Source organism: Mycobacterium sp. NGS26, from assembly GCF_059813025.1.
This window is the reverse complement of record NZ_JCALDU010000002.1, coordinates 1,032,414-1,058,213: the sequence shown is the minus strand read 5'-3', so window position 1 is coordinate 1,058,213 and position 25,800 is coordinate 1,032,414. Positions and strand designations below refer to the sequence as shown.

At 68.8% G+C, this 25,800-nt stretch carries 28 protein-coding genes; 15 read left to right on the top strand and 13 right to left on the bottom strand.

Annotation, left to right across the window (positions count from 1 at the left end):
* Window positions 1-66 precede the first annotated feature (66 nt).
* The 3 genes from AC5Y6X_RS10950 to AC5Y6X_RS10940 are packed head-to-tail and all read right to left on the bottom strand — an operon-like array spanning window position 67 to window position 1,176.
* On the bottom strand, window positions 67-426 hold the full coding sequence (locus AC5Y6X_RS10950; RefSeq protein WP_499986433.1) for a carboxymuconolactone decarboxylase family protein: 360 nt from the start codon (window positions 424-426) through the stop codon (window positions 67-69).
* Window positions 427-438: 12 nt separating this feature from the next.
* Entirely contained in the window at window positions 439-861 is a 423-nt protein-coding gene (locus AC5Y6X_RS10945) for a DUF302 domain-containing protein (protein WP_324677467.1), read from the bottom strand.
* Between the two features lie 45 nt (window positions 862-906).
* Window positions 907-1,176: a metal-sensitive transcriptional regulator gene (locus AC5Y6X_RS10940; protein WP_324677469.1), complete on the bottom strand. Its 270-nt coding sequence runs from the start codon at window positions 1,174-1,176 to the stop codon at window positions 907-909.
* Between the two features lie 114 nt (window positions 1,177-1,290).
* Between AC5Y6X_RS10940 and AC5Y6X_RS10935 the strand changes: the two genes are divergently transcribed.
* A complete protein-coding gene (locus AC5Y6X_RS10935; protein ID WP_499986432.1) occupies window positions 1,291-1,665 on the top strand; it encodes a thioredoxin family protein in 375 nt (124 codons plus the stop codon).
* Between the two features lie 21 nt (window positions 1,666-1,686).
* Here AC5Y6X_RS10935 and AC5Y6X_RS10930 read toward each other — a convergent pair whose 3' ends face one another.
* Window positions 1,687-2,916, bottom strand: coding sequence for a CaiB/BaiF CoA transferase family protein (locus tag AC5Y6X_RS10930; RefSeq protein WP_499986431.1), 1,230 nt, complete (start codon window positions 2,914-2,916; stop codon window positions 1,687-1,689).
* Window positions 2,917-3,121: 205 nt separating this feature from the next.
* Here AC5Y6X_RS10930 and AC5Y6X_RS10925 point away from each other — a divergent pair, with 205 nt between their 5' ends.
* From AC5Y6X_RS10925 to AC5Y6X_RS10890, 8 genes are read left to right on the top strand one after another with little or no spacing between them, the layout of a single operon-like run.
* On the top strand, window positions 3,122-3,985 hold the full coding sequence (locus AC5Y6X_RS10925) for a mycofactocin-coupled SDR family oxidoreductase (protein ID WP_499986430.1): 864 nt from the start codon (window positions 3,122-3,124) through the stop codon (window positions 3,983-3,985).
* 43 nt (window positions 3,986-4,028) lie between these two features.
* Window positions 4,029-5,015 (top strand): thiamine pyrophosphate-dependent dehydrogenase E1 component subunit alpha, encoded by a 987-nt coding sequence (locus AC5Y6X_RS10920; RefSeq protein WP_499986429.1) that lies wholly within the window; start codon window positions 4,029-4,031, stop codon window positions 5,013-5,015.
* Complete coding sequence (locus AC5Y6X_RS10915) at window positions 5,012-6,016, top strand: alpha-ketoacid dehydrogenase subunit beta (RefSeq protein ID WP_499986428.1); 1,005 nt, start codon at window positions 5,012-5,014, stop codon at window positions 6,014-6,016. The genes AC5Y6X_RS10920 and AC5Y6X_RS10915 overlap by 4 nt, the downstream gene beginning before the upstream one ends.
* The gene (locus tag AC5Y6X_RS10910) at window positions 6,009-6,245 is read left to right on the top strand and encodes a lipoyl domain-containing protein (protein WP_499986427.1); all 237 of its coding nucleotides are present in this window, start codon (window positions 6,009-6,011) and stop codon (window positions 6,243-6,245) included. The genes AC5Y6X_RS10915 and AC5Y6X_RS10910 overlap by 8 nt, the downstream gene beginning before the upstream one ends.
* A 38-nt stretch (window positions 6,246-6,283) precedes the next feature.
* Window positions 6,284-7,156 carry an enoyl-CoA hydratase/isomerase family protein gene (locus AC5Y6X_RS10905; protein ID WP_499986426.1) on the top strand — a complete coding sequence of 291 codons (873 nt, stop codon included), beginning with the start codon at window positions 6,284-6,286 and terminating at the stop codon, window positions 7,154-7,156.
* Window positions 7,157-7,164: 8 nt separating this feature from the next.
* Window positions 7,165-8,694, top strand: coding sequence for an acyl-CoA synthetase (locus AC5Y6X_RS10900; RefSeq protein WP_499986425.1), 1,530 nt, complete (start codon window positions 7,165-7,167; stop codon window positions 8,692-8,694).
* A gap of 19 nt (window positions 8,695-8,713) precedes the next feature.
* The gene (locus AC5Y6X_RS10895; protein WP_499986509.1) at window positions 8,714-10,075 is read left to right on the top strand and encodes an aromatic ring-hydroxylating oxygenase subunit alpha; all 1,362 of its coding nucleotides are present in this window, start codon (window positions 8,714-8,716) and stop codon (window positions 10,073-10,075) included.
* On the top strand, window positions 10,072-11,772 hold the full coding sequence (locus AC5Y6X_RS10890; RefSeq protein WP_499986424.1) for an FAD-binding protein: 1,701 nt from the start codon (window positions 10,072-10,074) through the stop codon (window positions 11,770-11,772). The genes AC5Y6X_RS10895 and AC5Y6X_RS10890 overlap by 4 nt, the downstream gene beginning before the upstream one ends.
* A 48-nt stretch (window positions 11,773-11,820) precedes the next feature.
* Here the strand turns inward: AC5Y6X_RS10890 and AC5Y6X_RS10885 are convergent, their stop codons facing one another.
* Entirely contained in the window at window positions 11,821-12,663 is an 843-nt protein-coding gene (locus AC5Y6X_RS10885; protein ID WP_499986423.1) for an enoyl-CoA hydratase-related protein, read from the bottom strand.
* Between the two features lie 101 nt (window positions 12,664-12,764).
* Between AC5Y6X_RS10885 and AC5Y6X_RS10880 the strand changes: the two genes are divergently transcribed.
* From AC5Y6X_RS10880 to AC5Y6X_RS10870, 3 genes are read left to right on the top strand one after another with little or no spacing between them, the layout of a single operon-like run.
* Complete coding sequence (locus AC5Y6X_RS10880) at window positions 12,765-13,622, top strand: SH3-like domain-containing protein (RefSeq protein ID WP_499986422.1); 858 nt, start codon at window positions 12,765-12,767, stop codon at window positions 13,620-13,622.
* The gene (scnC, locus tag AC5Y6X_RS10875; protein WP_499986421.1) at window positions 13,619-14,329 is read left to right on the top strand and encodes a thiocyanate hydrolase subunit gamma; all 711 of its coding nucleotides are present in this window, start codon (window positions 13,619-13,621) and stop codon (window positions 14,327-14,329) included. The genes AC5Y6X_RS10880 and scnC overlap by 4 nt, the downstream gene beginning before the upstream one ends.
* Window positions 14,326-14,667 (top strand): thiocyanate hydrolase, encoded by a 342-nt coding sequence (locus AC5Y6X_RS10870; RefSeq protein WP_499986420.1) that lies wholly within the window; start codon window positions 14,326-14,328, stop codon window positions 14,665-14,667. The genes scnC and AC5Y6X_RS10870 overlap by 4 nt, the downstream gene beginning before the upstream one ends.
* A 3-nt stretch (window positions 14,668-14,670) precedes the next feature.
* On the opposite strand, the gene AC5Y6X_RS10865 is transcribed toward AC5Y6X_RS10870, so the two are convergent.
* Complete coding sequence (locus AC5Y6X_RS10865; protein WP_499986419.1) at window positions 14,671-15,216, bottom strand: class I SAM-dependent methyltransferase; 546 nt, start codon at window positions 15,214-15,216, stop codon at window positions 14,671-14,673.
* Between the two features lie 149 nt (window positions 15,217-15,365).
* Here AC5Y6X_RS10865 and AC5Y6X_RS10860 point away from each other — a divergent pair, with 149 nt between their 5' ends.
* A complete protein-coding gene (locus AC5Y6X_RS10860; protein WP_499986508.1) occupies window positions 15,366-15,776 on the top strand; it encodes a hypothetical protein in 411 nt (136 codons plus the stop codon).
* 58 nt (window positions 15,777-15,834) lie between these two features.
* On the opposite strand, the gene AC5Y6X_RS10855 is transcribed toward AC5Y6X_RS10860, so the two are convergent.
* The 3 genes from AC5Y6X_RS10855 to AC5Y6X_RS10845 all read right to left on the bottom strand — a co-directional run bounded on the left by AC5Y6X_RS10855 (window position 15,835) and on the right by AC5Y6X_RS10845 (window position 18,522).
* The gene (locus AC5Y6X_RS10855; protein ID WP_499986507.1) at window positions 15,835-16,212 is read right to left on the bottom strand and encodes a DUF5073 family protein; all 378 of its coding nucleotides are present in this window, start codon (window positions 16,210-16,212) and stop codon (window positions 15,835-15,837) included.
* A 10-nt stretch (window positions 16,213-16,222) separates the two neighbouring features.
* Entirely contained in the window at window positions 16,223-17,008 is a 786-nt protein-coding gene (locus AC5Y6X_RS10850; protein ID WP_499986418.1) for a heavy metal-binding domain-containing protein, read from the bottom strand.
* Between the two features lie 104 nt (window positions 17,009-17,112).
* On the bottom strand, window positions 17,113-18,522 hold the full coding sequence (locus AC5Y6X_RS10845; RefSeq protein ID WP_499986417.1) for a WS/DGAT/MGAT family O-acyltransferase: 1,410 nt from the start codon (window positions 18,520-18,522) through the stop codon (window positions 17,113-17,115).
* A gap of 320 nt (window positions 18,523-18,842) precedes the next feature.
* Between AC5Y6X_RS10845 and AC5Y6X_RS10840 the strand changes: the two genes are divergently transcribed.
* Both AC5Y6X_RS10840 and AC5Y6X_RS10835 read left to right on the top strand, forming a co-directional pair.
* Window positions 18,843-19,583: an ABC transporter ATP-binding protein gene (locus AC5Y6X_RS10840; protein ID WP_499986416.1), complete on the top strand. Its 741-nt coding sequence runs from the start codon at window positions 18,843-18,845 to the stop codon at window positions 19,581-19,583.
* Window positions 19,580-22,087 (top strand): FtsX-like permease family protein, encoded by a 2,508-nt coding sequence (locus AC5Y6X_RS10835; protein WP_499986415.1) that lies wholly within the window; start codon window positions 19,580-19,582, stop codon window positions 22,085-22,087. Before AC5Y6X_RS10840 ends, AC5Y6X_RS10835 begins: the two co-directional genes overlap by 4 nt.
* A 4-nt stretch (window positions 22,088-22,091) precedes the next feature.
* On the opposite strand, the gene AC5Y6X_RS10830 is transcribed toward AC5Y6X_RS10835, so the two are convergent.
* From AC5Y6X_RS10830 to AC5Y6X_RS10815, 4 genes are read right to left on the bottom strand one after another with little or no spacing between them, the layout of a single operon-like run.
* Window positions 22,092-22,712, bottom strand: a complete 621-nt coding sequence (locus AC5Y6X_RS10830) for a class I SAM-dependent methyltransferase (RefSeq protein WP_499986506.1) — start codon at window positions 22,710-22,712, stop codon at window positions 22,092-22,094.
* A gap of 12 nt (window positions 22,713-22,724) precedes the next feature.
* Window positions 22,725-23,306: a DUF4389 domain-containing protein gene (locus tag AC5Y6X_RS10825; RefSeq protein WP_499986414.1), complete on the bottom strand. Its 582-nt coding sequence runs from the start codon at window positions 23,304-23,306 to the stop codon at window positions 22,725-22,727.
* Window positions 23,303-24,538, bottom strand: a complete 1,236-nt coding sequence (locus tag AC5Y6X_RS10820) for an FAD-dependent oxidoreductase (RefSeq protein WP_499986413.1) — start codon at window positions 24,536-24,538, stop codon at window positions 23,303-23,305. Before AC5Y6X_RS10820 ends, AC5Y6X_RS10825 begins: the two co-directional genes overlap by 4 nt.
* A gap of 39 nt (window positions 24,539-24,577) precedes the next feature.
* Window positions 24,578-25,522 (bottom strand): SDR family NAD(P)-dependent oxidoreductase, encoded by a 945-nt coding sequence (locus tag AC5Y6X_RS10815; protein WP_499986412.1) that lies wholly within the window; start codon window positions 25,520-25,522, stop codon window positions 24,578-24,580.
* Between the last annotated feature and the right edge of the window lie 278 nt (window positions 25,523-25,800).

Sequence of the window (25,800 nt, the reverse complement as noted above, 5' to 3'; positions counted from 1 at the left end):
TTGGCAGCCAATGACTTTGGTCCCCACGAATGGTGTCATTCGTCGCCCGCGCCGGGGACCGACGGGCTACGACGGCGCGGCGTCCGCGAATTCGCGGAATGCGGTGTAGGCCCGGGCGCCGTAAATCGTGGCGGGTCCCCCATGCATCAGGATGGTGACACCGATCGCCTCGGCGGCCTCCTCCGCCGTGGCGCCGGCCCGCGCGGCCGCCTGGGCGTGCGACGCGATGCAGCCGTCGCAGCCCTGCACGACCCCAATCGCCATCGCCATCAGCTCCTTGACCTTGCGGCTGAGCGCTCCGTCGGCCAGGGCGGCGCCGCTGAGGGCGGCAAACCCCTGGTAAACGTCGGGGATCCGCTTGCGCAGGGCGCGATGCTGGGGCAGGAGGTCGTCGAGGACCTCATGATGATGCTGCTGTTCCGACATGATCCCCCGGGGCTACTTTCTGGCGCTCGCGGTCTCGCTGTGCTTCAGCGAGTCGATCGCCGCTTGCAGCCTGCCGGTGACCTCCTCGGCGACGGGGCGCAGCTTCGGCTCGCCGCTGACCTCCACCATCAGCTCGGGGTTCATCGCCTCGACCAGCACCGTGCCGTCGTGGTCGGGGTCGGTCCGCACGACGACGTTGCACGGCAGCAGCAGGCCGATCTGCCGGTTCGCCTCCAGCGCGCGATGCGCCAGCGGCGGGTTGCAGGCGCCGAGGATCAGATAGTCCTCCATCTCCTGGCCGATTTTGGCCTTCAGCGTGGCCTTCACGTCGATTTCGGTCAACACGCCAAAACCCTGCTCCGCGAGTGCCTCCCGGGTCCGCGCGACCGCGTCTTCGAACGAGGTGTGCAGCGGCGTCGCGATTGCGATGTCCATCGTGGTTTTCCCTTTCTGGTCGTGTTCTCGTCGTGTCCCCCGGCCTCAGGCGAGCGCGAGGAACAGCTTCTCCAGCTCGGCCTCGCTCATGGGTGGCCCGCCGTCGGCCGTGACACCCGTGAGGCATTCCCTCAACCCGGTCGCCACGATCTTGAAACCGGCCCGGTCGAGGGCGCGCGAAACCGCGGCGAGCTGGGTGACGACGTCCTTGCAGTCGCGGCCCTGCTCGATCATCGAGATCACCCCGGCAAGCTGTCCCTGGGCGCGGCGCAGCCGGTTCAGCACCGCCGCGATGCTGTCTTGATCAGCCGTCACTGGATCCTCCGTATCGTTGTACCACTGCCATGGAATATACCCCCATGGGTATCAGTTGTCACCTGTACAGGTCCGTACCGGCCCCGAGTGGGCCCGAACAGCTAAGGAACCAAGGTGACGACGACCAACCTGACGCAAGAGACGTTCGAGTCGACCATCACGGAGAATCCCATTGTGCTGGTTGACTTTTGGGCCGGGTATTGCCGGCCCTGCCAGGCGTTCGCGCCGGTCTACGACCGTTCGGCGCAGGCGCACCCCGACGTCGTGCACGGCAAGGTGGACACCCAGGCCGAGCCCGGGCTGGCGGCCGCGCTGGGGATTCGCTCCGTGCCGACCGTCATGGCGTTTCGCGACGGCGTGCTGGTCTACAGCCAGGCCGGCGCGATGGCCCCGGCCGTGCTGGACAACCTGATCAGCCAGGTGAAATCGCTCGACATGAACGCGGTGCGCGCGAAGATCGCCGCCCGCCGCGCCGGCGCGGGCCGCTGAGATTCGGCGACCGGCCGACCGTCAGAGGATGGCCCGCAGGTCCTTCGCCCTGGCGATGTCGTCCCAGTCGACGTCCAGCTCGAGCAGGATCTCCTCGGTGTGCTGGCCGTGCTCGGGCGCCCGCGCGGGGCGCGGCGGGGTCTCGCCGAACTGGACGGGCGCCGCGACGATCCGGTATTTCTCGCCGTGGTCGTCGACGTTGGTGATCACGTACCCGTTGGGTTCCACTTGCGGGTCGTTGAGCGTCTCCCGCGGGGTGGCCAGCGCGCCCCACACCCCCGGCTCGTCCTCGAGCACCTTCTGCCAGTGCGCAAGGTCGTGGGCGGCGAAGGCGTTGGCCACGATCTCGGTCGCCGTTGCGGCGTTGGCGATCAGGTTGCTCGACGGCACAAACCGCTCGTCGGTCGCCAGCTCCGGCAGGCCGATGCGCTCGCAGAAGCCGGCCCAGAACTTGTCGGGTTGCAGGAAGACCAGCTGAATCCACCTGCCGTCCTTGGTCTTGTACCGGTTCACGAGCGGATTGATGGCCAGCCCGGGCGGCGCGCCCGGAATGCCGTCGATGTCGAAGAAATCGGCCGCGCAGATCGAGGGCGCGATGGCCCACATCGCCTGGGCCAGCAGCGACGAGTCGACGATCGTCGGCTCGCCGGTCCGCTCCCGGTGGAACAGCGCGGCGCACACACCGCCGGCCAGGGTCGCTCCGCCCTGCAGGTCCCCGAATCCCGGCCCCTGGACGGCGGGCGTCTCGGACCCGAACGGGGTCAGCGTGTACGCCACCCCGCCGCGCGCCAGGTAGGTGGCGGCGTCGAAACCGCCGCGATCCCGGTCCGGGCCGCGCACCCCGAGCCCGGTGCCCCGCGCGATGATGATCTTCGGGTTGAACGCGCGGATGTCCTCGACGGTGAGCCGGACCCGTTCCAGCGCCCCCGGCAGCCAATTGGTCAGAAACACATCCGCACTGGCCAACAGCCGGCCGAACAACTCCCGCCCCGTTTCGGACTTGATGTCGATGGCGATGCTGCGCTTGCCGCGGTTGCCCAGCTCGAGGATGAAGTCGGCGTCCGGGCGCGCGGCTTCGCGGGTGAAGCCGCCGACCACCAGCGCCCGTCCCGGATCCCCGGAGGCGACGCCTTCCACCTTGATCACGTCGGCGCCCCAGTCCGCGAGGGCGGCGCCGGCCGACGGCACGTATGTCCACGACGCCAGCTCGACGACCCGGACACCTTGGAGGACACCGCGGACCCCTGACATCGTCGACCCCCTGCCGCGACCATTTCTTGCTATTTTAAGTATTCTAGCTACTCTAAGGGATATTGATAGCCCGGCCGCAGCCACGGGCAGTTTTCGTGGCGGAGATGCGATGGAGCCGACCGTTGGTCCGATTCGAACGACGTTGGGCCCCAACGGGGGTCGTTGACACAGCCGCTGGCATGGACGCGCGAACGAGGGGCGGGCGATGGGAAGGGTAGCCGGCAAGGTCGCCGTCATCAGCGGCGCCGCGCGCGGTCAGGGGCGGTCGCACGCGCGGATGCTGGCCGCCGAGGGCGCCGACATCATCGCGGTGGACCTGTGCGCGGACATCGAGACCAACGAATACCCCTTGGCGCGGCCGGAGGATCTGGAAGAGACGGCGCGGCTGGTCGAGAAGGAGGGGCAGCGCGCGCTCACCGCGATCGCCGACGTCCGCGACCGGGTGGCGCTGGCCAAGGCGATCGACGACGGCGTCGCGGAGTTCGGGCATCTCGACGTCGTGGTCGCCAACGCCGGCATCTGCCCGCTCACCGCGGGCCTACCACCCCAGGCGTTCGCCGACGCGGTGGACGTCGACCTGCTCGGCGTGCTGAACCTGGTGCACGCGAGCCTCAAACACCTGCAAGCCGGGGCGTCGATCATCGTGATCGGTTCCAACGCGGCGTTCATGTCGTCGATGAACACCAGCGGAATCGACGGCGGCCCCGGCGGGGCCGGGTACGCCTTCGCGAAACTGGCTGCCGCACACTACGTCAACGACTTCGCCTTGGCACTGGCCAAGTTCTCCATTCGGATGAATGCCGTGCACCCGACGAACGTCAACACCGACATGCTGCACAGCGCCCCGATGTACCGGGCGTTCCGGCCCGACCTGAAGGACCCGAAGCGCGAGGACGCCGAACCGGTCTTCCCGGTGGTGCAGGCGATGCCCATCCCCTACGTCGAACCCGAGGACATCAGCGAGGCGGTGGTGTTCCTCGCCTCCGACGCGGCCCGCTACATCACCGGCCAGCAGTTGCGGGTGGACGGCGGAGGTTTCCTCAAGGTCAAGCCCTGGTCGGGTGCGTGACGGCAGTGGCACCAATCGGACCGCACCGCAACGGAACTCCGCGATGACCGACGCCGTGTCCCCCGACGTTCAGCGCGACATCTACGCGCTCATGGTGCTGATGAAGGCCGCCGACGATCGGCTGTCCAAGGGCATCGGCACCGGCGAGTTCATGTGCGTGTACTGGCCCTCGCGCGGCCAGGAGGCGATCGCCGCGGCGATGGGCGTCGCGCTGCGGCCCGACGACCAGCTGGTGACCACCTACCGGGGCCTGCACGACCTGATCGGCAAGGGGGTTCCGCTCGAGGAGATCTACGGCGAGATGATGGGGCGCACCGTCGGCGCCGGCCGCGGCAAGGGCGGCACCATGCACATCGCCAATCCCGACAGGGGCGTGATGCTCTCGACCGGGATCGTCGGCGCCGGTCCGCCGGTGGCCGTCGGGCTGGCGATGGCCGCCAGGCGCAAGGGCATCGACCGGGTCACGGTGGTCAGCTTCGGCGACGGCGCCACCAACACCGGCTCGTTCCACGAGGCGGCGAACATGGCCGCGTTGTGGGACCTGCCGCTGGTGTTCGTGTGCCAGAACAACCTCTACGCCGAGATGACGCCGACGTCGGACACGATGAAGCTCGAGCGCGTCGCCGACCGGGCGGCCGGCTACGGCATGCCCGGCGTCCGGGTCGACGGCAACGACCCGCTCGCGGTGAAGTCCGCGCTCGACGATGCGCTGCGGCGGGCCCGCGACGGCGCCGGCCCGACCTTCATCGAGTGCGTGACGTTCCGCTTCCGCGGCCACTATTTCGGTGATCGGATGCCCTACATCCCCAAGGAGCAGCTGGCCGCGGCTTTGGACGCCGACCCGGTGCCGCGGTTCCGCGCCCACCTCGCCGAAACCGGTGTCTGCGGCGAGGAGGAGCTCGACCGCATCGACGAGGAGGCCTCGCGGACAGTCGAATCCGCGCTGCAGGCCGTCATGGGTGCCGACCCCCCGTCGATCGACGAACTCGACCGTGACGTGTACGCGACGCCGATCAGGTTCCCGGTATGACTGCGCAAGACAAAGAGATGACCATGCGCGAGGCGCTGAACCTCGCGCTCGACGAGGCGCTGCGGGCCGACGACCGAGTCTTCCTGCTGGGCGAGGACATTGCCGATCCCGGCGCGTCCGGCCCGACCGCGGGGCTGTCCACGAAGTACGGCCACGACCGGGTGCTGGACACCCCGATCTCGGAGGCCGCGATCGTCGGCGCGGCGATCGGCGCGGCCATCGACGGGCTGCTGCCGGTAGCCGAGATCATGATCATGGACTTCATCGGGATCGCCGCCGACCAGCTGATCAACAACGCCGCCAAGCTGCGCTTCATGACCGCCGGGCGCACATGCGCACCGATCACCATCCGCACCCAGGTGTACGCGGGGCTGGCCACCGGCGCCACGCACTCGCAGAGCCTGGAGGCGTGGTTCATGCACATCCCCGGGATGAAGGTGATCGTGCCGTCCACCCCGCGCGACGGCAAGGGCCTGCTGACCTCGGCGATCTTCGACGAGGACCCCTGCCTGTTCGTCGAGACGATCCGCCTGCAGAGCAAGAAGGGGCCCGTCCCTCTCGACCCCGGGTTCTCGATTCCGCTCGGCCGGGCCGACATCAAGCGGCCAGGCTCCGACGTGAGCCTGATCGGCTACGGACGCGCCGTGCACGACGCGCTGGCGGCGGCGGCCACGCTGGCCGAGCAGGGCGTGAACGCGGAGGTCGTCGATCTGCGCACCCTGGTCCCGCTGGATGTCGAGACCATCGTCGAATCCGTGCGCCGCACCCGCCGGGCGGTGATCGTCCACGACGCGGTGCAATTCGCCGGGCCCGGAGCGGAAGTCGCCGCGATACTGCAATCGGAGCTGTTCGGCGAGCTGGCCGCGCCCGTCGAGCGGGTCGGCGCCAGGTTCGTCCCCAACCCGGCCGCGACCGCGCTCGAGGCGCAGGTGTACCCGTCGCCGGCCCGGATCGTCGCGGCCGCGCAGCGAACCCTCGACAGAGCGGAAGCCCGTGGCTGACTTCATCATTCGCATCCCGCGGGTGTCGGTGGCCGTCTCGGAGGCCGAGCTCACCGACTTCCTGGTCGACGCCGGTGAGCGCGTCGAAGAGGGAACCCCGCTCTACGTGATCGCCACGGAAAAGGTGGAACAGGAGATCGAAGCCGGGGCGTCGGGCATCGTGCAGTGGACGGGCCAGATCGGAACCACCTACGACATCGGCGCCGAGATCGGCGTCATCACCCCATAATCAGAGAGCGATCAGAAAGCGAAAGGTAAGGGCAGACAATGGATCTCAACGAGACCCGCGAGAGAATCATCTACGAAAAGGAAGGCCCCATCGCTCGGGTCACACTGAACTGGCCCGAGAAGGCCAACGCCCAGGACCAGAAGCTGGCCGAGGAGGTCGACGCCGCCCTGCTGGACGCGGACCGCGACTACGACATCAAGGTGCTGATCCTCAAGGCCAACGGCAAGGGCTTCTGCTCCGGACACGCCATCGGCAACAACTCGGTCGACTACCCGGAATTCGTTGCGGGAGCAAAGGTCATGGGCACACCGTGGAAGCCGCAGACCGACCTGTTCGTCAAGCCGATCCTGAACCTGTGGGAGTTCTCCAAGCCGACGATCGCCGCGGTGCACGGCTACTGCGTCGGGGGCGGCACGCACTACGGCCTGACCACCGACATCGTCATCGCCTCCGAGGACGCCTACTTCTCCTACCCGCCGCTGCAGGGCTTCGGCATGCCCTCGGGCGAATGCTCGATCGAGCCGTGGGTGTTCATGAACTGGCGGCGCGCGGCGTACTACCTGTACCTCGCCGAGGTCATCGACGCCAAGAAGGCGCTGGAGGTCGGCCTGGTCAACGAGGTGGTGCCCCGCGAGCAACTCAACGACCGCGTCGAGGCCATCGCCCGCCACATCGCCCAGGCGCCAATGACGACGCTGCTGGCGACCAAGGCGAATCTCAAGCGGGCCTGGGAGCTGATGGGCATGCGGGTGCACTGGCAAAGCTCCAACGACCTCGTCGCGCTGGCGTCGATCAGCAAGGACGTGCAGGAGCTGATCCAGCAGGTGTTCAAGGACAAGGTGCTGCCGTCCGAGCAGGCCCGGCGCCAGGCCGCGGCGGCCGCCCAGACCGACGGCGCCCCAGCAACTTAGGTCCGCCGGTGAACATCGCCGATCACGCGAGCACCGACCCCCACGCACCGGCCCTGATCATGTCCGGCGGCGGCACGGTCTCGTTCGGCGAGCTGCACGCCCGCAGCCTGCGGGTCGCCGCGGCGCTGCACGGCGCCGGACTGCGCCGCGGCGACGGGGTGGCCCTGGTCCTGCCGAACCGGTCCGAGTTCTTCGAAATCACCTGGGGCTGCCAGCTTTCCGGGCTCTACTACACCCCGGTCAACACCCACTTCACCCCCGACGAAGTCGCCTACGTCGTCGACGACTCCGACGCGAAGGCGGTGTTCGTGGACGCGTCGATGGCCGACCTGGCGGCCCACGTCCGCGACGTCAACGCCGCCGTGCACGTCTGTGTCGGGGGTGACCTGCCCGGCTGGCGGGCCTACGAGGCCGCGCTGGCCGCGGCGGGCGATCCGCCGCCGTCGTCGGACGGTTCGGAAATGCTGTACTCGTCGGGAACGACGGGGCGGCCCAAGGCCGTTCGCCGGCCGCTTCCGACCGACGGCAACGGCTCATGGGCCCAGTCGGTGCTGGAGCTGGCGCTCATCCACAAGTACGGGATGAGCCCGTCGAGCGTATACCTGTCCCCCGCGCCGCTCTATCACGCCGCCGGGGTGAACTACACCATGGCGGTCAATCGGGTGGGCGCCGCGTCGATCGTCATGCCCAAGTTCGACGCCGAGACCGTGCTGCGGCTGATCGAGACCCACGGCGTCACCCACGCCCAGTTCGTGCCGACGATGTTCGTGCGGATGCTCAAGCTGCCCCGGGCCGTCCGGGAAAAATACGACGTCTCGAGTCTGCGGTGCGTCATTCACGCCGCCGCGCCCTGCCCGGTCGACGTCAAGCACCGAATGATGAAGTGGTTCGGGCCCATCATCCACGAATACTACGGCGGCACAGAGGGATTCGCCGGTACCACGATCGGGCCCGAGGAGTGGCTGGCCCACCCCGGCTCGGTGGGCATACCCATGAGCCCGGTGCACGTCCTCGACGAGGACGGGCGGGAGCTTCCGATCGGGGAGCCCGGCGAGCTTTACTTCGAGGGTGGCCCCGATTTCGAGTACTTCAAGGATCCCGCCAAGACCGCGTCGGTGTGCAACGACCGCGGGTGGCGCTCGCTGGGCGACGTGGGTTACGTCGACGAGGACGGCTACATGTATCTGACCGACCGATCGACGTTCATGATCGTCTCCGGCGGGGTGAACATTTACCCGCAGGAGGCGGAGAACGTGCTGATCATGCATCCCAAGCTGGTGGACGCGGCGGTGTTCGGCGTCCCCAACGACGAGTTCGGCGAGGAGGTCAAGGCCGTCGTGCAACCCGTCGAGGGCGTCACACCGGGTCCCGATCTCGAGGCCGAGCTCATCGAATACTGCCGGGCGCACCTGGCAGGCTACAAGTGCCCGCGCACAGTCGATTTCGAGCCGGAGTTGCCCCGCGACCCGAACGGAAAGCTCTACAAGCGGCGCATCCGCGAACGCTACTGGCAGGGGCGGGTATCACGAATCCTATGAACGAGGAATGGCCATGAGTATGGACGTGCACTGGACGCCGCTGCCGGTGCCGTGGGCGGTCAAGACCGCCGACCGGATTCCCAAGCAGCGCTACTACGACCCGGAGTTCTACGCGCTGGAGAAGGAGATGTTCTGGCCGCGGGTGTGGCAGATGGCCTGCCGGCTCGAGGAGATCCCCAAGCCCGGCGATTTCGTGGAGTACGAGATCCTCGACGAGTCGATCATCGTGGTGCGAGTCGACGCCCAGACCGTCCGCGCCTACCACAACGCGTGCCGCCATCGCGGGGTAAAGCTGGTGGAGGGCAACGGGAATCGGCGCACGTTCGTCTGTCCCTTCCACGGCTGGTGCTGGGGCATCGACGGCCGCAACACCTTCGTGTTGCGGCCCGAGGAGTTCGCCGAGGAGAACCTGCGCCCCGACGACCTGCAGCTCGTCCCGGTCCGGTGCGAGCTCTGGGGCGGGTGCGCCTGGATCAACCTCGACGACAACGCGCCCCCGCTGCGCGGCTGCACGGAGCCGTTCGCGTCGACCTATGACGCCTGGAAGGTGGAATCGCTGCGCGTCGAGTGGTGGCAATCCTGTCGGCTGCCGGTGAATTGGAAGCTGGCGACGGCGGCGTTCATGGAGGGCTACCACGTCCCGCAGACCCACCCGCAGCTGCTGCCGTCGGCGCAGACCGGCAGCCCGTCCGAGGCGGTGCATCCGGTGGTGGCCAGCAGCCTGTACTTCATGCGCACCCTGGGCGACGGCATGGGCGGCATGACCCACGAGAACGACGTCCGCATCGCCGAGGGCCTGCAGAACATCGCGCTGCCGTCCGATCCGGCCGAGGCGATGACCGCCTGGCGCGCCGCGCTCAACGACGCCGTCGTCGCCTGGCACCGGGCCCGGGGCAGCGACATGCCCGACCTCAACAAGCTGGTCCGCCGCGGCATCACCGACGCGATCGGCTTCTGCTTCCCGCACCACTTCATCCTGCCCACCTACAGCAGCGCGTCGTCGTACCGGATCCGCCCGCTGGGGCCCGAGGAGACGCTGTTCGAGATCTGGTCACTGACCCGCTTCCCCGGCGACCGCTCCGCGGGCAAGCCCACACCCCCCGAGCCGATGGCGCCCGACGATCCGCGCTGGCCGCCCATCCCCGCCCAGGACTTCTCCAACCTGCCGCGGCAGCAAAAGGGGCTGCGCTCAAGGGGATTCGAATACATGCGGCTATCGGACCGGATCGAGGGCCTGATCTCGAACTTCGAACGCGTCGTCGACGGCTTCCTCGCGGGCCTGCCGTACGAGTCGCTGGTTCCCGCGATCCGGAGGACCAACACCACCATCGACGTGCCGGTCGCCGACCTGGGGTTCGGCTCCGACGGGGCGCTGCGATGACCCGGTGGGACCGCTCCGTCGACCTGCTGATCGCGGGCAGCGGCGGTGGCGGCATGGTGGCCGGGCTGGCCGCGCTCGACTGCGGGCTCGAGCCGCTGATCGTCGAGAAGCAGGCCCTCGTCGGCGGTTCGACCGGGCTTTCGGGCGGCATCGTGTGGCTGCCGAACAACCCGCTGATGCGGGCCGACGGGATCACCGACACCCACGAGGACGGTCTGGCCTACCTGGCCGACGTGGTGGGTGACGTCGGCGCGGCGTCGACCCCCGCGCGCCGCGAGGTCTTTCTCACCGCCGGCTACGAGATGATCAACTTCCTTGTCCGCAAGGGTGTTCGGCTGATCCGGTGCGCGGGTTGGAGCGACTACTACCCAAATCACAAGGGCGGCAACGAGGCCGGCCGGGCGGTCGAGGGGATTCCGTTCGACGCCGCCGAGCTGGGGAGCTGGCGCGACAAGGTGCAGCCGCCGCTGGCCAAGAATTACGGGTACGTGGTGCTGACCAACGAGCTGCGCTCGGTTCAGTATTTCAACCGCTCACCGCGCGCGTTCGCGGTCGCGACAAAGGTGTTCCTGCGCACCGCGGCGGCGCGGGCGCGCCGGCGTCAGATCCTCACCAACGGCGCATCTTTGATCGGGCAGATGCTGAAGGCGCTGATCGAGCTGGGTGACGGCCGGCCACCCCTGTGGACGAACACGGCGATGGAAGACCTCGTCGTCGAGGACGGTCGGGTGGTCGGCGCGCGCGTCCGCCGCGACGGCGAGACGCTGAACATCGAGGCGCGCAGGGGTGTGCTGCTGGCCGCGGGCGGCTTCGGCCACAACAAGGAGATGCGGCGCCGATACAGCGGTGACCAGCCCAACGAGGGGCAGTGGTCGATCGCCAACGCCGGAGACACCGGCGAGGTGCTGCAGACCGCGATGCGGCTGGGCGCGAAAACCGATCTGCTCGACGAGGCATGGTGGCTGCCTTCGGTTTTCATCGCCAACGGCGGCGCCGCCGCGGCGTCGCTCGGTTCGGGACGACAGCGGCCCGGGGCCATCTACGTCGACTCGACGGGCCGCCGGTTCTGCAACGAGTCCAACTCCTACGTCGAGGTCGGCAAGGCGATGTACGCCAACAAGGCCGTGCCCTGCTGGATGATTTTCGACGACGGCTACGTGCGCCGGTACGTCACCAGCGCCAACCCGTTCAAGCGCAATCAGCACCTGCCGCCGGGGCTGATCGAGAGCGGCGCGGTCAAGCGGGCCGACACCATCGGCGACCTCGCGCGCCAGATCGACCTTCCCGCCGACGAACTGGCGCGCACCGTCGAGCGGTTCAACCGGTTCGCCGCCAAGGGGCTCGACCCCGACTTCGGCCGCGGGCAGTCGGCCTACAACGACTGTCTCGGCGACCCCGGGTATCGGCCGAACGCCGCCGTGGGCCCGCTCGACCGGGCGCCGTACTACGCGACCCGGGTCTTGCCGGCCGACGTCGGCACCTGCGGGGGCGTGATCACCAACGAGCACGCCCAGGTACTCGACGAGGACGACTGCGTGATCGACGGGCTGTACGCCACCGGCAACACCACCGCGACGGTGATGGGCCGAACCTACCCGGGCGCCGGGGCCAGCATCGCCAACTCGATGGTGTTCGGCTACGTCGCCGCGCGGCACGCCGCGGGCCGCAAGATCGCCGGCGAGAAAGGTCGCCAGTAACCGCGAGCAGACGTAAAAGCCCCTATTTCGTGCCGAAATTGGGGGCTTTTACGTCTGCTCACCCTCGGCCCGGTCGACGAATTCGCGCGGCTTCATGCCCGACTGCATCAGCTCGGCCCGCCGCGCCTGAACATCGGACGCGGCGCCGACCATGTTGGTCAGGATGTGGCTGACCTGGAGGTGCACCCGCATACCCATCAGCTCCCAGGCCCGCTTGACGTTGCTCTTCACCGCCATCAGCGTGGTCAACGGGATCTGGGCGATCCTGCGCGCCATCTCCTCGACGGTGTCTTCGAGGTCTTCGCGCGGCACCACCCTGTTGAGCAGCCCCCAGTCGAGGGCCTGCTGCGCCGACAGGGTCGGCGCCAGCAACAGCCAGTCCATGGTCCGGTGCCAGTTCATCATCAGCCACGGCTCGATCATGGTGTGACCGCCGGGCTCCCCGAGGCTTTGGGCAAGGGGCATCTGGAAATAAGCGTCGTCGGACGCCACGCAGAAATCGGTCAGCAGCCCGAGGTAGATACCGCCGCCCATGCAATACCCGTGAATCTGCGAGATCGTCGGCTTGGGGAACTCCCACAAATACAGCGTCGGCCACAGGAACAGGTCGGCGGTTCCCTTGTACAGGTCCTCGAACGTGTCCCCGAAATCCGGGTACGGGTTTTCCTCCGGACCCCAGCGGGCCACGTGGCCGCCGCAGAAGCCCTTCCCGTTTGCCTTGAGGATGACGACCTTGATCCCCTTGTCGCGGTCCGCCTCGTGCAGGCAACTGTCGACTTCGGTGACCAGGACCGCATCCTTGGTGTTGGCCTTCTCAGGCCGATTCAGAATGATCCGCGCAATCGGCGGTTCGCGTTCGTAGATGACCGCTTCGAGCTCGCGCCGCTCCATGTTCGTGACACTACCGGACCGCGGAATCTCCTTAGTGGTTGCGCGATCTCGCCGCTAGGAGTGAGCTATATCCCACGCGACCGACGACGAATGGAGCGCCGATGACGACTCCGCGGGAGCGGGTGGCCCATCTGGACCTGGTTGCCCGCCTCAAATCCTCGTACCCGGAACTTCCCGACGCGCCCCCGCCCGATCTGATCGACCACGAGCGATTCACGGCCTACACCAAGACCCCGCATGACGTCGGCGGCGAGCCGGACGCGCCCATCCCGTGGGAAAACAAGCAATACGAGGCGTGGGAAGAGAACACCTACGTCATGTGCGAGGTGCTCGGCTGGCGCGGAATCTGGCTGTCCGAGGAACGACGCCGGATGGGCAACGTCGACCTGGGCCGCACTATCTATCTCGGGCTGCCCTATTACGGAAGGTGGCTGCTGGCCGTCGCGCGCGTCCTCGCCGAGAAGCACCACATCGGGCTGACCGAGCTGGCCGAACGCATGGCCGAGGTCAGGGCGCGCTATGCCGGCGGCCTGCGGGGCAAGCGCCTGGAGGCCAAGCCGAAGTTCGAGGGCGATCCCGCCAAGGTCAACCGCAACCGGCACCACGAGCACGCGGTGGGCAAGGGCGACCCGCAGGTATATGCCGGACAGGCGGGCGAACCGAAGTTCCGCGTCGGCGACAAGGTTGTCGTTCGGGAACTTCCCGTCCTGTTCTACACCCGCACCCAGGAGTACGTCCGCGGCGCCACGGGCGAGATCGCCGTCGTGTCGTACGAGAGCCCCGTCGCCGAGGACGAAACCTTCGACGGGCCCGACCAAAAGCCCGAGTGGTTCTACATCGTTCGGTTCAACCTCGCCGAGCTGTGGCACGGCTACACCGGGCCGGACAACGACACGGTGCAGACCGAGATCCCCGAGCGGTGGCTGGAAGCGGCACCGCCAGAACGGAACCCGGCATGACCGACCACGACCACGATGACCACGACCGCACCGCCGCCCCGATGGTGGACGACATCACCGACTTCGAAGTTCTCGAGATCGCCCTTCGCGAATTATGCATCGAGAAGGGAATTTTCACCGCGGAGGACCATCGCCGCTTCACCGAATTCGCCGAGCAGATCGGCCCCACCCCGGCGGCACACCTGGTCGCCCGGGCATGGCTTGATCCCGAGTTCAAGAAGCTGGCCCTCGCCGACCCGATGGCCGCCAGCAAGGAAGTCGGGGTCGACTGGCTGCAGCCGACGGGTTTCGGGACGCCGAGTGATTTCACGGCCTTCCACGTGCTCGAGGACACGCCCACCCTGCACCACGTCATCGTCTGCACGTTGTGCTCCTGCTACCCGCGTCCCATTCTCGGCAATTCGCCCGAGTGGTACCGGACACCCAACTTCCGCCGCCGCATCGTGCGCTGGCCGCGGGAGGTGCTCGCCGAGTTCGGGCTGTACCTTCCGGAAGAGGTCGAGATCCGGGTGGAGGATTCCAACCAGAAGCATCGCTTCATGGTCATGCCCGTCCGTCCCGACGGCACCGACGGCTGGACGGAGGACCAGCTCGCGGAAATCGTCACCCGCGACTGCCTGATCGGCGTCGCGTTGCCCAAGGTCGGGGTGACGACGAACGCGATCACCGCGACCCGCCCGGCCATCCATCCCGTGGAGCACCGATGAGCACCGGGATTTCGCCGTTGGCCAAAATCGTTGAGCGCAACCAGGTCTGGAGCCGCATGGCGGCCAAGTACGGCGTCGACAACCCCGTGCCGCCGTGGAAGACGAGCCTCGACGGCATATGCGATGCGCTCGATCAAAGCGCCTGCGGCCCAGAGATACTCAGCTTCGTCGACCGACGCAAGGAAGAGGACATGCTGTCGGCCACCGTCTATTCGGAGCTGCCGTACCCGGAGAACCGGCTGGTCGCGCTGGCGCACTCGCTCCTGGCCCGCGGCGTCATCGACGAAGCGGAGCTCGAAGCGCGAATGGCGATCGTCCGGGCCAGGCTGGAGGCCTGAACCTCAGGCCCGCGCCAGCAGCCAGGCGCAGCCCTCCCCTTCGCCGGCGGCGATCACGTCCAGGCCGGCGAAGGCGGCGGGCAGCTCGCCGGCCGCCGCGCGGAACGGACCGGGGGCGGCCCCGACCTCACTGAGCACCGCGATCGCGAGTAACCCGCCCGGCGCGAGCCGCCCCATCATCGCCCGGTCCAGGCGGCGGTCCCGGAACTTGTGGCACAGGATGACGTCGACGGGCGGCCCGTCGGGCAGACCCTCGTCGAGGTCGACCACGTCGAACCGGCAGCGGTCGGCGACGCCGTTGCGCTCGGCCAGATCCCGCGCCTGGTCGATCGCCACGGCGGAGACGTCCACTCCCCAAACGTGCAAGCCGCGCCGGGCAAGCCAAACCGCACCGCCCGCCTGGCCGCACGCCACGTCGAGGGCCCGTCCCTCGGTGGGGAACTCGTGGGCGTGGCCGGCGAACACCGCGGGCGCCTCGACCGCGCCGGCGGGTGCCGGGCCCTGACTGGTGTGCCGCTCGTCCCAGCGGCGCCGGTCCTCCCAGGTCACGCCCACAACCCTAGGACCCTTCCGGGCAGCGATCACCCGAACCGTAGCCGGGGTTACGTTTATCCAAGCCGACGTCGAACCGAGAAGGAGTTGACGTGACCGGTCTGGGACAAATCGCGCTGAACAGTGCGCCGGTTTTCGGCGGCGCCATGCTGGCCATTGCGGCCGGGCAATTCAGGGGACCGGACTATCGAGGGCTGATCAAGCAGGACATGGACCTGCTCGATCGACTCCCGCCGGAAGCCGCGCAGCGGCGCGCCGAGCTGCAGCGGACGATCGATGCACGCATCGACGACCTGGTGGAGGCCGCCGACCGGGGCCGTAGGCTGCGCCGGGCCGCGATGTCCTACCACGGCAATTGGCGCGACGTCGTGCTGTTGCTCTGCGTGCTGTTGTTCATGGTCATCTGGTGGGACGTCGACCACAGCCGGGCCAATTGGCTGCCGATGTTCATCCTGCTGATCCTGCTGTCGGTGGTGGCCGCGGTTTACACACTGCGCGGCCTGCTGCGGACCGCCCTCTCGCCCACGAGGTGGCGGCGCCGTCATGACCAGCCTTAGGTGCCGACGTACCGGAGCGGCCGAATGTGTTGTGTTGCTTGGTGATTCCGGCCCGCCATCAGAAGCGCGGCGCCGCCTCGAGCACCTCGAGGGCCGCATCGATGTTGGGAAGTATCGTCGGGCCGTAGCTGCCCGCCACCTGCCCGAGCGCGCGGGCGATGTGCGGACCGACGGCGCCGGCGGCAAGAACCTCCTCGGCAAGCACGATGCCGTTCACCACGTGGGCCGCGCTGAGCCGGCCGTCGGCGGTGAGCTCATACCGCCAGTCGCCGATCTGGATCCGCTCCGGCTGCGACCGGAAAACGCCCCGCCGCGCCGGGGTCAGGATCACTCCCGGAACGCCGCAGAACACCCTGACCACCAGCCCCACTCCCCCGGGACCGGCCAGAGCCGCTCCGATGGCACGGCTGACCCGCTCGTGGTCGAAGCCTGTCATCATTCACCCATCATTCACTCATCGGCAGAACGAACGACGGCGTGATGGTTTGCGCTTCGCCGTTGCGGCGCACGGCGGTTCCCGCAACATAGAACTCCACGGTGTGATGCCCCCAGGCGTAATTCGAGATGGCGAAATGCACGCCGACGACACCGCTGCCGCCGTCTCGCTCGGCCTCGCTCTGCATGCGTGACATCGCCAGTTCACGAGCTTGATAACTGCCCTGCGTCCACTGCGGCATCTCCGCGTTGCGGCCCACCTGACTGAGAGTTCGCAGGAATCCCTGCACGGCGATGTGGAACACGCAGTTGCCCATCACGAAAGCGACCGGCGTATACCCGGACCGCAGCAGCGTGGTCAGATCCTGCCCGGACAGGTGGCTGGTGAATGCTTGACCGTTGGCGCGGCGAAACGCCCCGGGCTTGGCCGTGAAGCGCACGGCCGTACCCACCGCGATGAACTCGAGGTGTTCGCCCTCCCCTTGATGACGCCATTCGAGGCGGACACCGACCACGCCGTCGGCGCCCAGCGAATCGGCCTCGGCCTGCATCCGCGACATCGCATTCCAGCGCGCGCGGTACGTCGCGTCGGTGAGGACGGGCAACTCCGACTGCTGCCTGATGCCGGTGAACTGGTAGCCGACGTGATAGACGGAGACACCCATCACGAGCTCGATCGGTTCGAATCCCGCCCCGTGCAGCAGCGCGAATTCATTGATCGACAGGTCGGAAGTGAACACACTTCCGGCGTGCGACAGGCGTTCGCTGGCGACGGGGTCGAGCGGGTTCGGTTGCATCGTTGAATACCCTCCTGAGGTCCCGCACAGCGTAGGACGCGGGAGCTCTCCGCACACCCGTAACGCGCAACGTCAGCAACGGCCCCGGCATCGGGTAGCCCGGCTCAAGAATCCGGCGGAACCCCACCGTCCGGATGGCCGATGCGGCATTCCAGCAGCTCTTTGAGCGCGTCGGGAAAGGCATCGGCGATCCCCCACAGGTCCGGCAGCAGCTCGGAACAGGCGATGATGCCGACGCCGAGCGCGCCGTTGAGCGACATGACGGTGATGTTGAGTCCCGAGCCGCCGAGGATCGGGCCGAGCGGATACATCGCGTCGAGCTTGCAGCCCAGGAAGTACAGCTGAGCCTGCGGGCCGGGCACGTTCGACAGGATCAGGTTGTAGACCGGGCCGTGGCTGATCGGGATGCGCGGCAGGATCCGCATGGCCGTGCCGAACATGGTGGGGTTGCCGAACTGGGTCCAGTCGTGCAGCAGGTTGGCGCCCAGCGCCGCGGTGTGGTCCTTCGCGGCGGCGTTTCCGGCGGCGATCTTGCGGATGCGCTCGGCGGGGTCGCCGATCTGGGTCTCCAGCCGGCAGAACATCCAGGTGGTCTGGTTGCGCCCGGGCCGGCCGGACATGCCACGCACCGACACCGGCACCGTGGCGATCAAAGGGTCGTCGGGCAGCTCGCCGCGCTCGAGCAGGAATCGCCGCAGCACCCCGGCACACATCGCCACCACCACGTCGTTGACGGTCACCCCGAAGCGGTCCTTGACCCGCTTGACGTCGCGCATGTCGAGCTGGGTGTAGGCGATGTTGCGGTAGCCGCTGACGGTGCCGTTGAACGGCGTGGGCGGCGCCGAGAACGGCGCGGCCATGGTGCGGCCCTGGCGAGCGCGAAGAGCCGTCCGGGCCAGCGTCAGCATCGTCGCCGGCAGCAGGGTCGCCAGCCGCAACGGCCGCATCGCGAAGCCCATCAGCCCGCTCCCCGCGATTTGCAGCGGGTTGCCGCCGCCCGCGCCCCGGGCGGCGACCCGCGGCGCCGGCGCGCCGGGCTCCAGGCTGCACAGCTGGGCCAGCAGGTTCGCGCCGGCAACGCCGTCGACGACGGCGTGGTGGACCTTGAGCAGCACCGCCAGCGAGCCACCGCGGGCGCCGCCTTCCAGCACCCACATCTCCCACAGCGGGCGGTCGCGGTTCAGGGGCAGTCCGGCGATGTAGCCGCAGATCTCGGCCAGCTCGCGGCGGCCGCCGGGCGCCGGCACGCCGACCCGATGCAGGTGGTGCCTGAGCTGGAAGTTCTCGTCGTCCACCCACACCGGGTGATCCAGGTTCAGCTGGGTGTCGGCGAGCCTCATCCGGAATTCCGGCACCGCGTTCACGCACTTTGCCAGCGCGGCACGGTAGCGGCCGTACGTATAGGCGCCCGGCATCGTCGAGGTGTCCAGCTCCAAGACACAGCACACGTTCAGTGGCTGCGTCGGCGTCTCCATGTACAGGAAAAACGCGTCAAGTCCACTCAGTCGTTCCATAGCCGCCTGCTCGACCAGGACTTCGGGAACTGTCTGCCCCCGTAGCGAGTTTAGGTGGCGCAAAAGTGGAGATCCACACCCCGACAAGGTTTTTCGCACCAAACATCGCGGGCGCCCGGTGTGCATCGGGCACGACGAGCTGCCGGGTGCGCCCCACACTCAGTCGATGGTGCACGGTGTTCCCCGAACGGCGGGGACGCTAAACCTCGCCGCGGGCGGCCCACCGTCAACAGCTTGCTGAACCGATCGCGGCCAGAACTCGTTATCCCCGATATCAGCGGCTCCGACATCAGCGGCTTGGGGCCACCCGCGGGAGGACCATGTTCAGACGAGCCGACACCCGCGGTCCCAAGCACAAACTGCTGACCATCGACCTGCTCGACGTGGTGCGCGAGTACCGGGTCGGCGGCCAGACCGTACGCGCCCTCGACAGGGTCAGCCTGCGGCTCGAGGGTGGGCAGTTCGTGTCGATGGTCGGGCCGTCGGGCGCGGGCAAGAGCACCCTGCTGCATTTGCTCGGCGCATTGGACTCCCCCGATTCCGGGTCGATCGAATTCGACGGCGACGAGATCGCCCACCTCGGCGACGAGCAGCAGTCGGAGTTTCGCCATCACCGGGTGGGCTTCGTATTCCAGTTCTTCAACCTGTTGCCGACGCTGTCGGCGTGGGAAAACGTGGCGGTCCCGAAGCTGCTCGACGGGGTCCGGCTGGGCAGGGCCAAACCGGATGCCATGCGGCTGCTGGAGCGGGTGGGGCTGGGCAACCGGGCCGAGCACCGGCCCGCGGAGCTGTCCGGCGGCCAGATGCAGCGGGTCGCGGTGGCGCGCGCGCTGATGATGGACCCGCCGCTGATTCTCGCCGACGAACCGACCGGGAACCTCGATTCGGCCACGGGCGCATCGATCTTGGCGCTGCTGCGCGAGGTGGCGCACGAACCCGGCCGCGGCCGGCTGGTGGTGATGGTGACCCACAACCCGGAGGCCGCGGAGGCGACCGATCGAGTGATCATGCTGCAGGACGGTCGGGTCGTCACCCCCGAGCGCTCGGCGGTCCTGGTGTGAGACCGGGGCCCGCCATCGGCGCCGCGGCGAGCCGGCTGCGCGTGTTCAGCCTGCGCGAACTCGCCGTGCATCGGCGCCGCACGATGGCGTCGATCGCCGTAATGGCCGTGTCCGCAATGTATTTGGTCGCGGTGTTCGGCATCTTCGGCTCGATCACCGGTTCGGTCAACCGCCTCGCCGACGGGATCGCCGGCATCGCCTCGATCGAGGTGTCGGGCATCACCGACGCGGGTTTTCCCGACGCGGTGGCCTCCGACGTGGCCGCGGTTTCCGGCGTGGCGGTCGCGGCGCCGATGATCCGGACGTCGGCGTCCACGACGTCGGGCCCGGTCCTGTTGTTCGGCGCCGACGACCGCATCGCGGCGCTGGGCGGCGCCCTCAAGGACGCGCTGAACAGCGGCGAAACGGGGCGGCCGCCCGGTCCGCCGGACGGGGTCCGCGTCGGGCCGGGCATTGGTCACGCCCGGGGCGAGACGTTTCAGCTCGGGTCGGGTCCGGTCACCGTCACCGAGGTGCTCGACGGCGAGCGGGCCGGCGCCCTCAACGGCGGGCACTACGTGCTCGCCCCGCTTGCGTTGGCGCAGAACATCACCGGGCGTCAGGGCCGGCTCGACTCGATCCTGATCACCGTCAAACCCGGCACCGACCCGGCCGAGGTTCGCGCCGCGGTCGGCGCCGCGGTGAACGGCCGGGCCATCGTCGCCGACCCGAGCATGAGGGCAACCCGCGCCGGCGACGGCGTGCAGCTGATGAACTACATGGCCCTGATGGGCGCGATGGTCGCGCTGATGGTCGGCGCGTTCCTGATCTACACCACGATGACCATGGCGATCACCCAGCGCCGGCCGGTCATCTCGATGCTGCGCGCGATCGGCGGCCGACGCATGATCGTCGTTCGCGACATGCTCGGCGAGGCGGCGATCCTGGGAACGATCGGCGGGGCCATCGGGTCGGCCGCCGGAATACTGTTGGGCCGCATCGCCATTGGCCGGCTGCCGCCGGCCATGACCCAGGGGCTCGAAGCGCGCATCGAGTACTGGCTGCCCGGCTACGCGACACCGGTCGCCGTCGCGGCCACCGCGCTCACCAGCGTGATCGCGTCGACGATGGCGGCGCGGCAGGTGTACAGGGTCGCACCGATCGAGGCGCTGGCACCCGTCGGCGTTTCCGCGGCGGACCGCGTGCCCCGCTGGCTGCGCATCGCGACGGGGGTCGGCGCCGCCGTCGTGTTCGCCGTGGCGCTTTTCGCGGTCATCACGCAACGGGGCGTGGTGGCGTTCGTCGCGATGGCGGCGGTGTTCTCGGCCGAGGTCGCGCTGGGCTTCGCGCTCACCGTGCCCGTCGTCAACGCCACCGCCGGGACGGCGCGAGCCTTCGGCTCCGTCGGGGCGCTGGCCGCGGCGACCATCGAGCGCGCCCCGCGGCGGGTGTGGGCGACGGTGATGACCGTGCTGATCGCGGTCGTCACCACGGTCGCGATCACCGGCACGAACAACGACATGATCCAATCCGCGAGACGCATCTTCGCCCCGGTCGCCGATGTCCCCGTGTGGGTCAGCGCCAATCCGCCCGACAGCTTCCCCACCGACGCGCTGCCGCAAGGCCTTTCGGAAAAGCTGGCCGAGCTGCCCGGCGCCGGCCGCGTCACCGAGGGCGCATTCGGATTCGCGCAAGTGGGGAGCACGCGCGTGATGCTCGACGGGTTTTCCGCCGGAACCGCCGACCCGCTCTACCGCGCGCTCGACGATCGGGTGCGCGAGCAGGTGCTCGGCGGCCGGGGCGTGGCGCTGTCGGCGAACCTGGGCAAGGTGCTGCACGTGCGGGTGGGCGACCAACTGCGGATGCAGACGCCGCACGGACCCCAGCAGACGACGGTGCTCGCTTTGGTGCCGTACTTCTCGACGGTCATCGGCACGGTCGGCATGGGGCTTGATCAACTGCGGGCCTGGTTCGACCGCCCGGTGACGACCACGCTGCAGATCACCGCCGCCGCGGGTGCGGATCCCGGCCGCCTGCTGGCCGACGTCCGCCGCGCGGTGCCCGCGCCGAACCATGTGTACGACGGCCGCACCGAGCTCGCGGGCCTCGAGGCGCCGATGCAGCAGAGCATGTTCATCGCCAATGCGGTGTGGATCATCGTCGTGTTCGTGGCCGCGGTGGCGCTGTTGAACACGCTGACGCTCTCGGTGCTGGAACGGCGCCGCGAAATCGGTGTGCTGCGGGCGATGGGAGCCAGCCGACGATTCACCCTGCGGATGGTGCTGGTCGAGGCGACCGGCATCGGCGTCGTCGGCGGCGCGTTGGGCCTGGCGTTCGGGTGCGCCGACCAGTGGCTGTTCAGCCTAGTCAGCGGCGACATGATGAATTTCCAGGTCGCATTCCGGCCGAGTTCGATGGCGGTCGCCTTCACCCTCGGCGCACTGGCGATCAGCCTGCTCGGCTCGGCGCCGCCCGCCCGCCGCGCGGCCCGGCTCAACATCATCGAAGCGGTGAGCGTCGAATAGCGGACTATTCCACCAGCGTGGCGAATCCCTGCAGATGCGGTTTGCACGGGAACGGCACCGGGGTCCGGATGCGGCGCAGTCCCCCGATATCGAAGCCGGCCGCCGCGATGGCCTCGGCGGTTCGGCGGTTCGGCTCGCACCCACCGGCCAGCCATGACCATGGCCCGGCCACCAGGTCCTGGAATCGACCCACGGCACCCTCGCCTCGGACATGCTCGAGGACGACCAGTCTGCCCTGCGGCACCAGCACCCTGCGGATCTCGCTCAGCGTCGCGGCCACATCGTCCACCGAGCACAGCACCAGCCCGACGTGGGCCGAGTCGAAACTGTTGTCCGGGAACGGGATCGACTCTCCGGTCCCATCGACGATGTCGGCCTCGATGCCGTGGCGAGCCGCGAGACGAGACGCCATCCGCCGGAACGCGGCCACCGGCTCCACGGCCGCAACCGAGGTCACCGCGCGCGGCAGAAATTTCAAGTCGGTCCCCGGCCCCAGACCGACCATCAGCAACCGACCGGTCGCGTGTGCGATCGCGGCGCGACGATACCGGTTGTAGAACAGACGGTCGAAGATTGGCTGCCCCAACCGATACACGTAGGGGAACAGGGGATTATCGCGCGTTATCGGCTACCTGGCTCATCGACCGCCGAGATCCATTCGGAACGGCGGATATTCGTCGCTCATCAGCGAAACATACACCGCCACCCGGTAGCGCCACCGCACGATGCCCATGAGCAGATCGAACATTCCCGGCGGGATCGTCCCGGTGCACAACAGGGCCACCGCGGCGATGACCGTGAGCACCTGCAGCAGGGGTTCCATCGCCCAGCACAGCAGGATCTGCGGGAGCGCCAGCAACCACCACTTCACCAGCACCGCCAACCTGCTGAGCCGCTCCGGATAGTCGACTTCGAGATCACCCGGGTAGTACGGCCGGGCCTTGAGGGTGAAGGGCGGGTACCTGTCGGTGCTGTTCATCGGGAACCGGTAATTCATCACCCGCCACGACCAGCGCAGCACCCCGATGTTGAAGTCGAAGATGGGCCGCGGATAGCGCCCGGTGCACAGGATCGCGACGCCGGCCGCGACCGTCAGCGGCGGATACACCAGGTACAGAAGTATCAATATCGGATAGTGCGGAACGGCCAGCACACACCACTTGACGAGCCAGAGCCAGCGCGACGGCGCGTCGAAATCGCACCGGACCCGTACGGTCATGGTCGGCAGGCCGGGATAGCACTGCGGGCGCCGAGGCCGCGGTCGATTTCGCTGGACATCCGGCGGTGGCTGGTCAGGCGCAAGAACGTGGTCAGCGCCCAGGTGTGCAACCGGTCCGAGATCAACGTCGCCGGCCGCAGCGCCCCCTCACCGTGGGCCACCTGCAGCGACGCCACCCGGGACACCGCGCGCACCCGGCGCCGCCGGGTGTTCTCGTACCAGCGCAGCGCGCCGGACAGGCCGGCGCCGTCGCCACTCGCCCCCGCGCGGAAACCCGAAAGCGCCTTGCACAACACCATCGTGTCCAGCAGGGCCTGGTTGGTGCCCTGCGCGAGGGTGGGCGGCATGGTGTGCGCGGCATCGCCGAGCAGTGTCACCGCGCCGGCGTCCACCGGCCGGGGAATCGGGTGCCGAAAATGCGGATACGGCGAGCCGGCCAGATCGTCGTCGGTCAATTTCGCGAGCACCAGGTCGACCGAATCGGACCAGCCGCCGAAATTGGAACGGATCACCTCGATCGGGCTGCGCGGCCGCACGAAGTCATCCGACCACGGCAGGTCGAACCACCACTGCACGGTGGCGCCGCCCGCCGGCCACACGCCGGTGTTTCCGTTCCGGCCGATCACGATGAGCCCGGCGCCCTTGTCGGGCAGTTCCGGAACGTCGACGAGTCCCTGCCAGCTGCACCACCCGGTCGGTTCCGCGGTGCGCGCCCCGACGACGTCCCGAACCATCGAATGCAGCCCGTCGGCGCCGATCAGCAGGTCGCCCTCGGCCACGCTGCCGTCGCCGAATCCGACCCGCACGCCGTCGGATGTGGCGGCGACGCTCGTCGCGCGGGCGCCGCACCGGATGCGATTGGCCGGGAACCCGGCCAGCAGCCTGTCCTGCAGCACCCGTCGGGGAACCATCCGGACGGGCGCACCCAGCCGTCGCACCATCGCGGCCACGTCCACCGTGGCGATGCGGTGACCGCGGGACGTCATCACGTGCACGCTGCACAGCAGTTGACCGGCCCCGTCCATGTCGACGCCGAGCTGCCGCAGCACCGTCTCGCCGTTGGACCAGGTGGTCACGGCGCCGCCGCCCGCCCGCGTGTCCGCGCGCCGGTCGAACACCGTGACGTCGTGGCCGTCCCGCAACAATCCCCTGGCCACGGAAATCCCGCTCACGCCCGCGCCGACGACGAGGACCCGAAGCGGCCGGCCGGGTTCCAAGCTTGCGCCCGTCACTCTGTGGAAACGTAACCGCGCCCGAATCGGTTCAAGCGCTCATCGCGCGGCCGCGCTGACCATCTCGTGCACGTCTGCGATCGACCACGGTTCGGCGTCGTGGTGGTCGCGATAACCCAGCACGCGCGGCGTCGGCCGGTCGAAGCGGCCGACGAATCCGCCTGCGGCAACAAAGATCTGACCCGTCACGTCACGCGCCAAGTCGCTGGCCAGGTAGGCGTAGACGGGAGCGACGAACGCGGGCGGCGCGCTGTCCAGGGATGCGCGCATGGTCACCTCGTCGAGCAGCCCGCGCCGGTGCAGGTCCTCGATGTGCTTCTCGTAGTCGGCGCCCGTCGACAGCCGCGTCCGCGCGCCGGGACACACCACGTTGGCCCGCACACCATGGGCCTTCAGTTCCGCGGCGACGGCCATCGTCAGCGCGTTGACCGCGCCCTTGCCCGCCGGGTAGCCGGTGCCGCCATAGTCGCCGAGAAACGCCACGGAGCTGGTGTTGACGATCGCCCCGTGCCCCTGGGCCGCCATGACCCGGGCCGCGACCCGGCAGGTGTGAAACACCGTGCCCAGGTGCGCGCCGATCAGGTGGTCGAACTCGGCGGGCGAGATGCTCAGGATCGAGGAACCCGGCGGTTCGGCGATCCCGGCGCAGTTGATCAGGATGTCCAGCCGTCCGAACGCCGTCCTGCATTCTTCGATGAGCGCGGCGGCAACGCCCTCGTCGTCGGCCGCCCCGACCACGGAGGTGGCGCGGCCTCCCGGCGCGTTGATCGCCGCGACGGTCGCTTGCACCGCGTCGGCGTCGCGCCCGTTGACCACGACGCCGGCGCCGAGGTCACCGAGCAACTCCGCGACCGCGCGCCCGATGCCACGGCTGCCACCCGACACCACCGCACCACGCCCGGCCAGCAGACCCCGGAATGCGTTGTGCGAGCCCGCTTCTCGATGGCCCGGCGGCGTGGGCGGCTCGGCGCGCCTGATGCACATCAGCCGTACAGTACCCAGTCGGCCGCGGAAAGAAGAACCCGCCCGGTGCAGGGGCGGCGGCACGACCGTCACCGCCGTTGAGCGGTGAACCGAAACCGGCGATCGCGGGCACCCGCGTCAGGCGGTAGTATCGGAGGCGACGTCCATTCTGGACACGTCGCCGTTTAGCGGAAAGCGGCCAATCAGCCCACACGGCTGCAGGGCTTGCGTGGCTTCGGCGATGAACCTCCGGTCACCCTCCCCAGCACCGCGTGCGCTGTTGACAACCGACCCGTATG

Coding starts and splice junctions, on each gene's coding strand:
- AC5Y6X_RS10950 (WP_499986433.1), bottom strand. CDS start 426: ATGTCGGAACAGCAGCATCATCATGAGGTCCTCGACGACCTCCTGCCC.
- AC5Y6X_RS10945 (WP_324677467.1), bottom strand. CDS start 861: ATGGACATCGCAATCGCGACGCCGCTGCACACCTCGTTCGAAGACGCG.
- AC5Y6X_RS10930 (WP_499986431.1), bottom strand. CDS start 2,916: ATGTCAGGGGTCCGCGGTGTCCTCCAAGGTGTCCGGGTCGTCGAGCTG.
- AC5Y6X_RS10925 (WP_499986430.1), top strand. CDS start 3,122: ATGGGAAGGGTAGCCGGCAAGGTCGCCGTCATCAGCGGCGCCGCGCGC.
- AC5Y6X_RS10920 (WP_499986429.1), top strand. CDS start 4,029: ATGACCGACGCCGTGTCCCCCGACGTTCAGCGCGACATCTACGCGCTC.
- AC5Y6X_RS10915 (WP_499986428.1), top strand. CDS start 5,012: ATGACTGCGCAAGACAAAGAGATGACCATGCGCGAGGCGCTGAACCTC.
- AC5Y6X_RS10905 (WP_499986426.1), top strand. CDS start 6,284: ATGGATCTCAACGAGACCCGCGAGAGAATCATCTACGAAAAGGAAGGC.
- AC5Y6X_RS10895 (WP_499986509.1), top strand. CDS start 8,714: ATGGACGTGCACTGGACGCCGCTGCCGGTGCCGTGGGCGGTCAAGACC.
- AC5Y6X_RS10890 (WP_499986424.1), top strand. CDS start 10,072: ATGACCCGGTGGGACCGCTCCGTCGACCTGCTGATCGCGGGCAGCGGC.
- AC5Y6X_RS10885 (WP_499986423.1), bottom strand. CDS start 12,663: ATGGAGCGGCGCGAGCTCGAAGCGGTCATCTACGAACGCGAACCGCCG.
- AC5Y6X_RS10880 (WP_499986422.1), top strand. CDS start 12,765: ATGACGACTCCGCGGGAGCGGGTGGCCCATCTGGACCTGGTTGCCCGC.
- scnC (WP_499986421.1), top strand. CDS start 13,619: ATGACCGACCACGACCACGATGACCACGACCGCACCGCCGCCCCGATG.
- AC5Y6X_RS10870 (WP_499986420.1), top strand. CDS start 14,326: ATGAGCACCGGGATTTCGCCGTTGGCCAAAATCGTTGAGCGCAACCAG.
- AC5Y6X_RS10860 (WP_499986508.1), top strand. CDS start 15,366: ATGCTGGCCATTGCGGCCGGGCAATTCAGGGGACCGGACTATCGAGGG.
- AC5Y6X_RS10855 (WP_499986507.1), bottom strand. CDS start 16,212: ATGACAGGCTTCGACCACGAGCGGGTCAGCCGTGCCATCGGAGCGGCT.
- AC5Y6X_RS10850 (WP_499986418.1), bottom strand. CDS start 17,008: ATGCAACCGAACCCGCTCGACCCCGTCGCCAGCGAACGCCTGTCGCAC.
- AC5Y6X_RS10845 (WP_499986417.1), bottom strand. CDS start 18,522: ATGGAACGACTGAGTGGACTTGACGCGTTTTTCCTGTACATGGAGACG.
- AC5Y6X_RS10840 (WP_499986416.1), top strand. CDS start 18,843: ATGTTCAGACGAGCCGACACCCGCGGTCCCAAGCACAAACTGCTGACC.
- AC5Y6X_RS10825 (WP_499986414.1), bottom strand. CDS start 23,306: ATGACCGTACGGGTCCGGTGCGATTTCGACGCGCCGTCGCGCTGGCTC.
- AC5Y6X_RS10815 (WP_499986412.1), bottom strand. CDS start 25,522: ATGTGCATCAGGCGCGCCGAGCCGCCCACGCCGCCGGGCCATCGAGAA.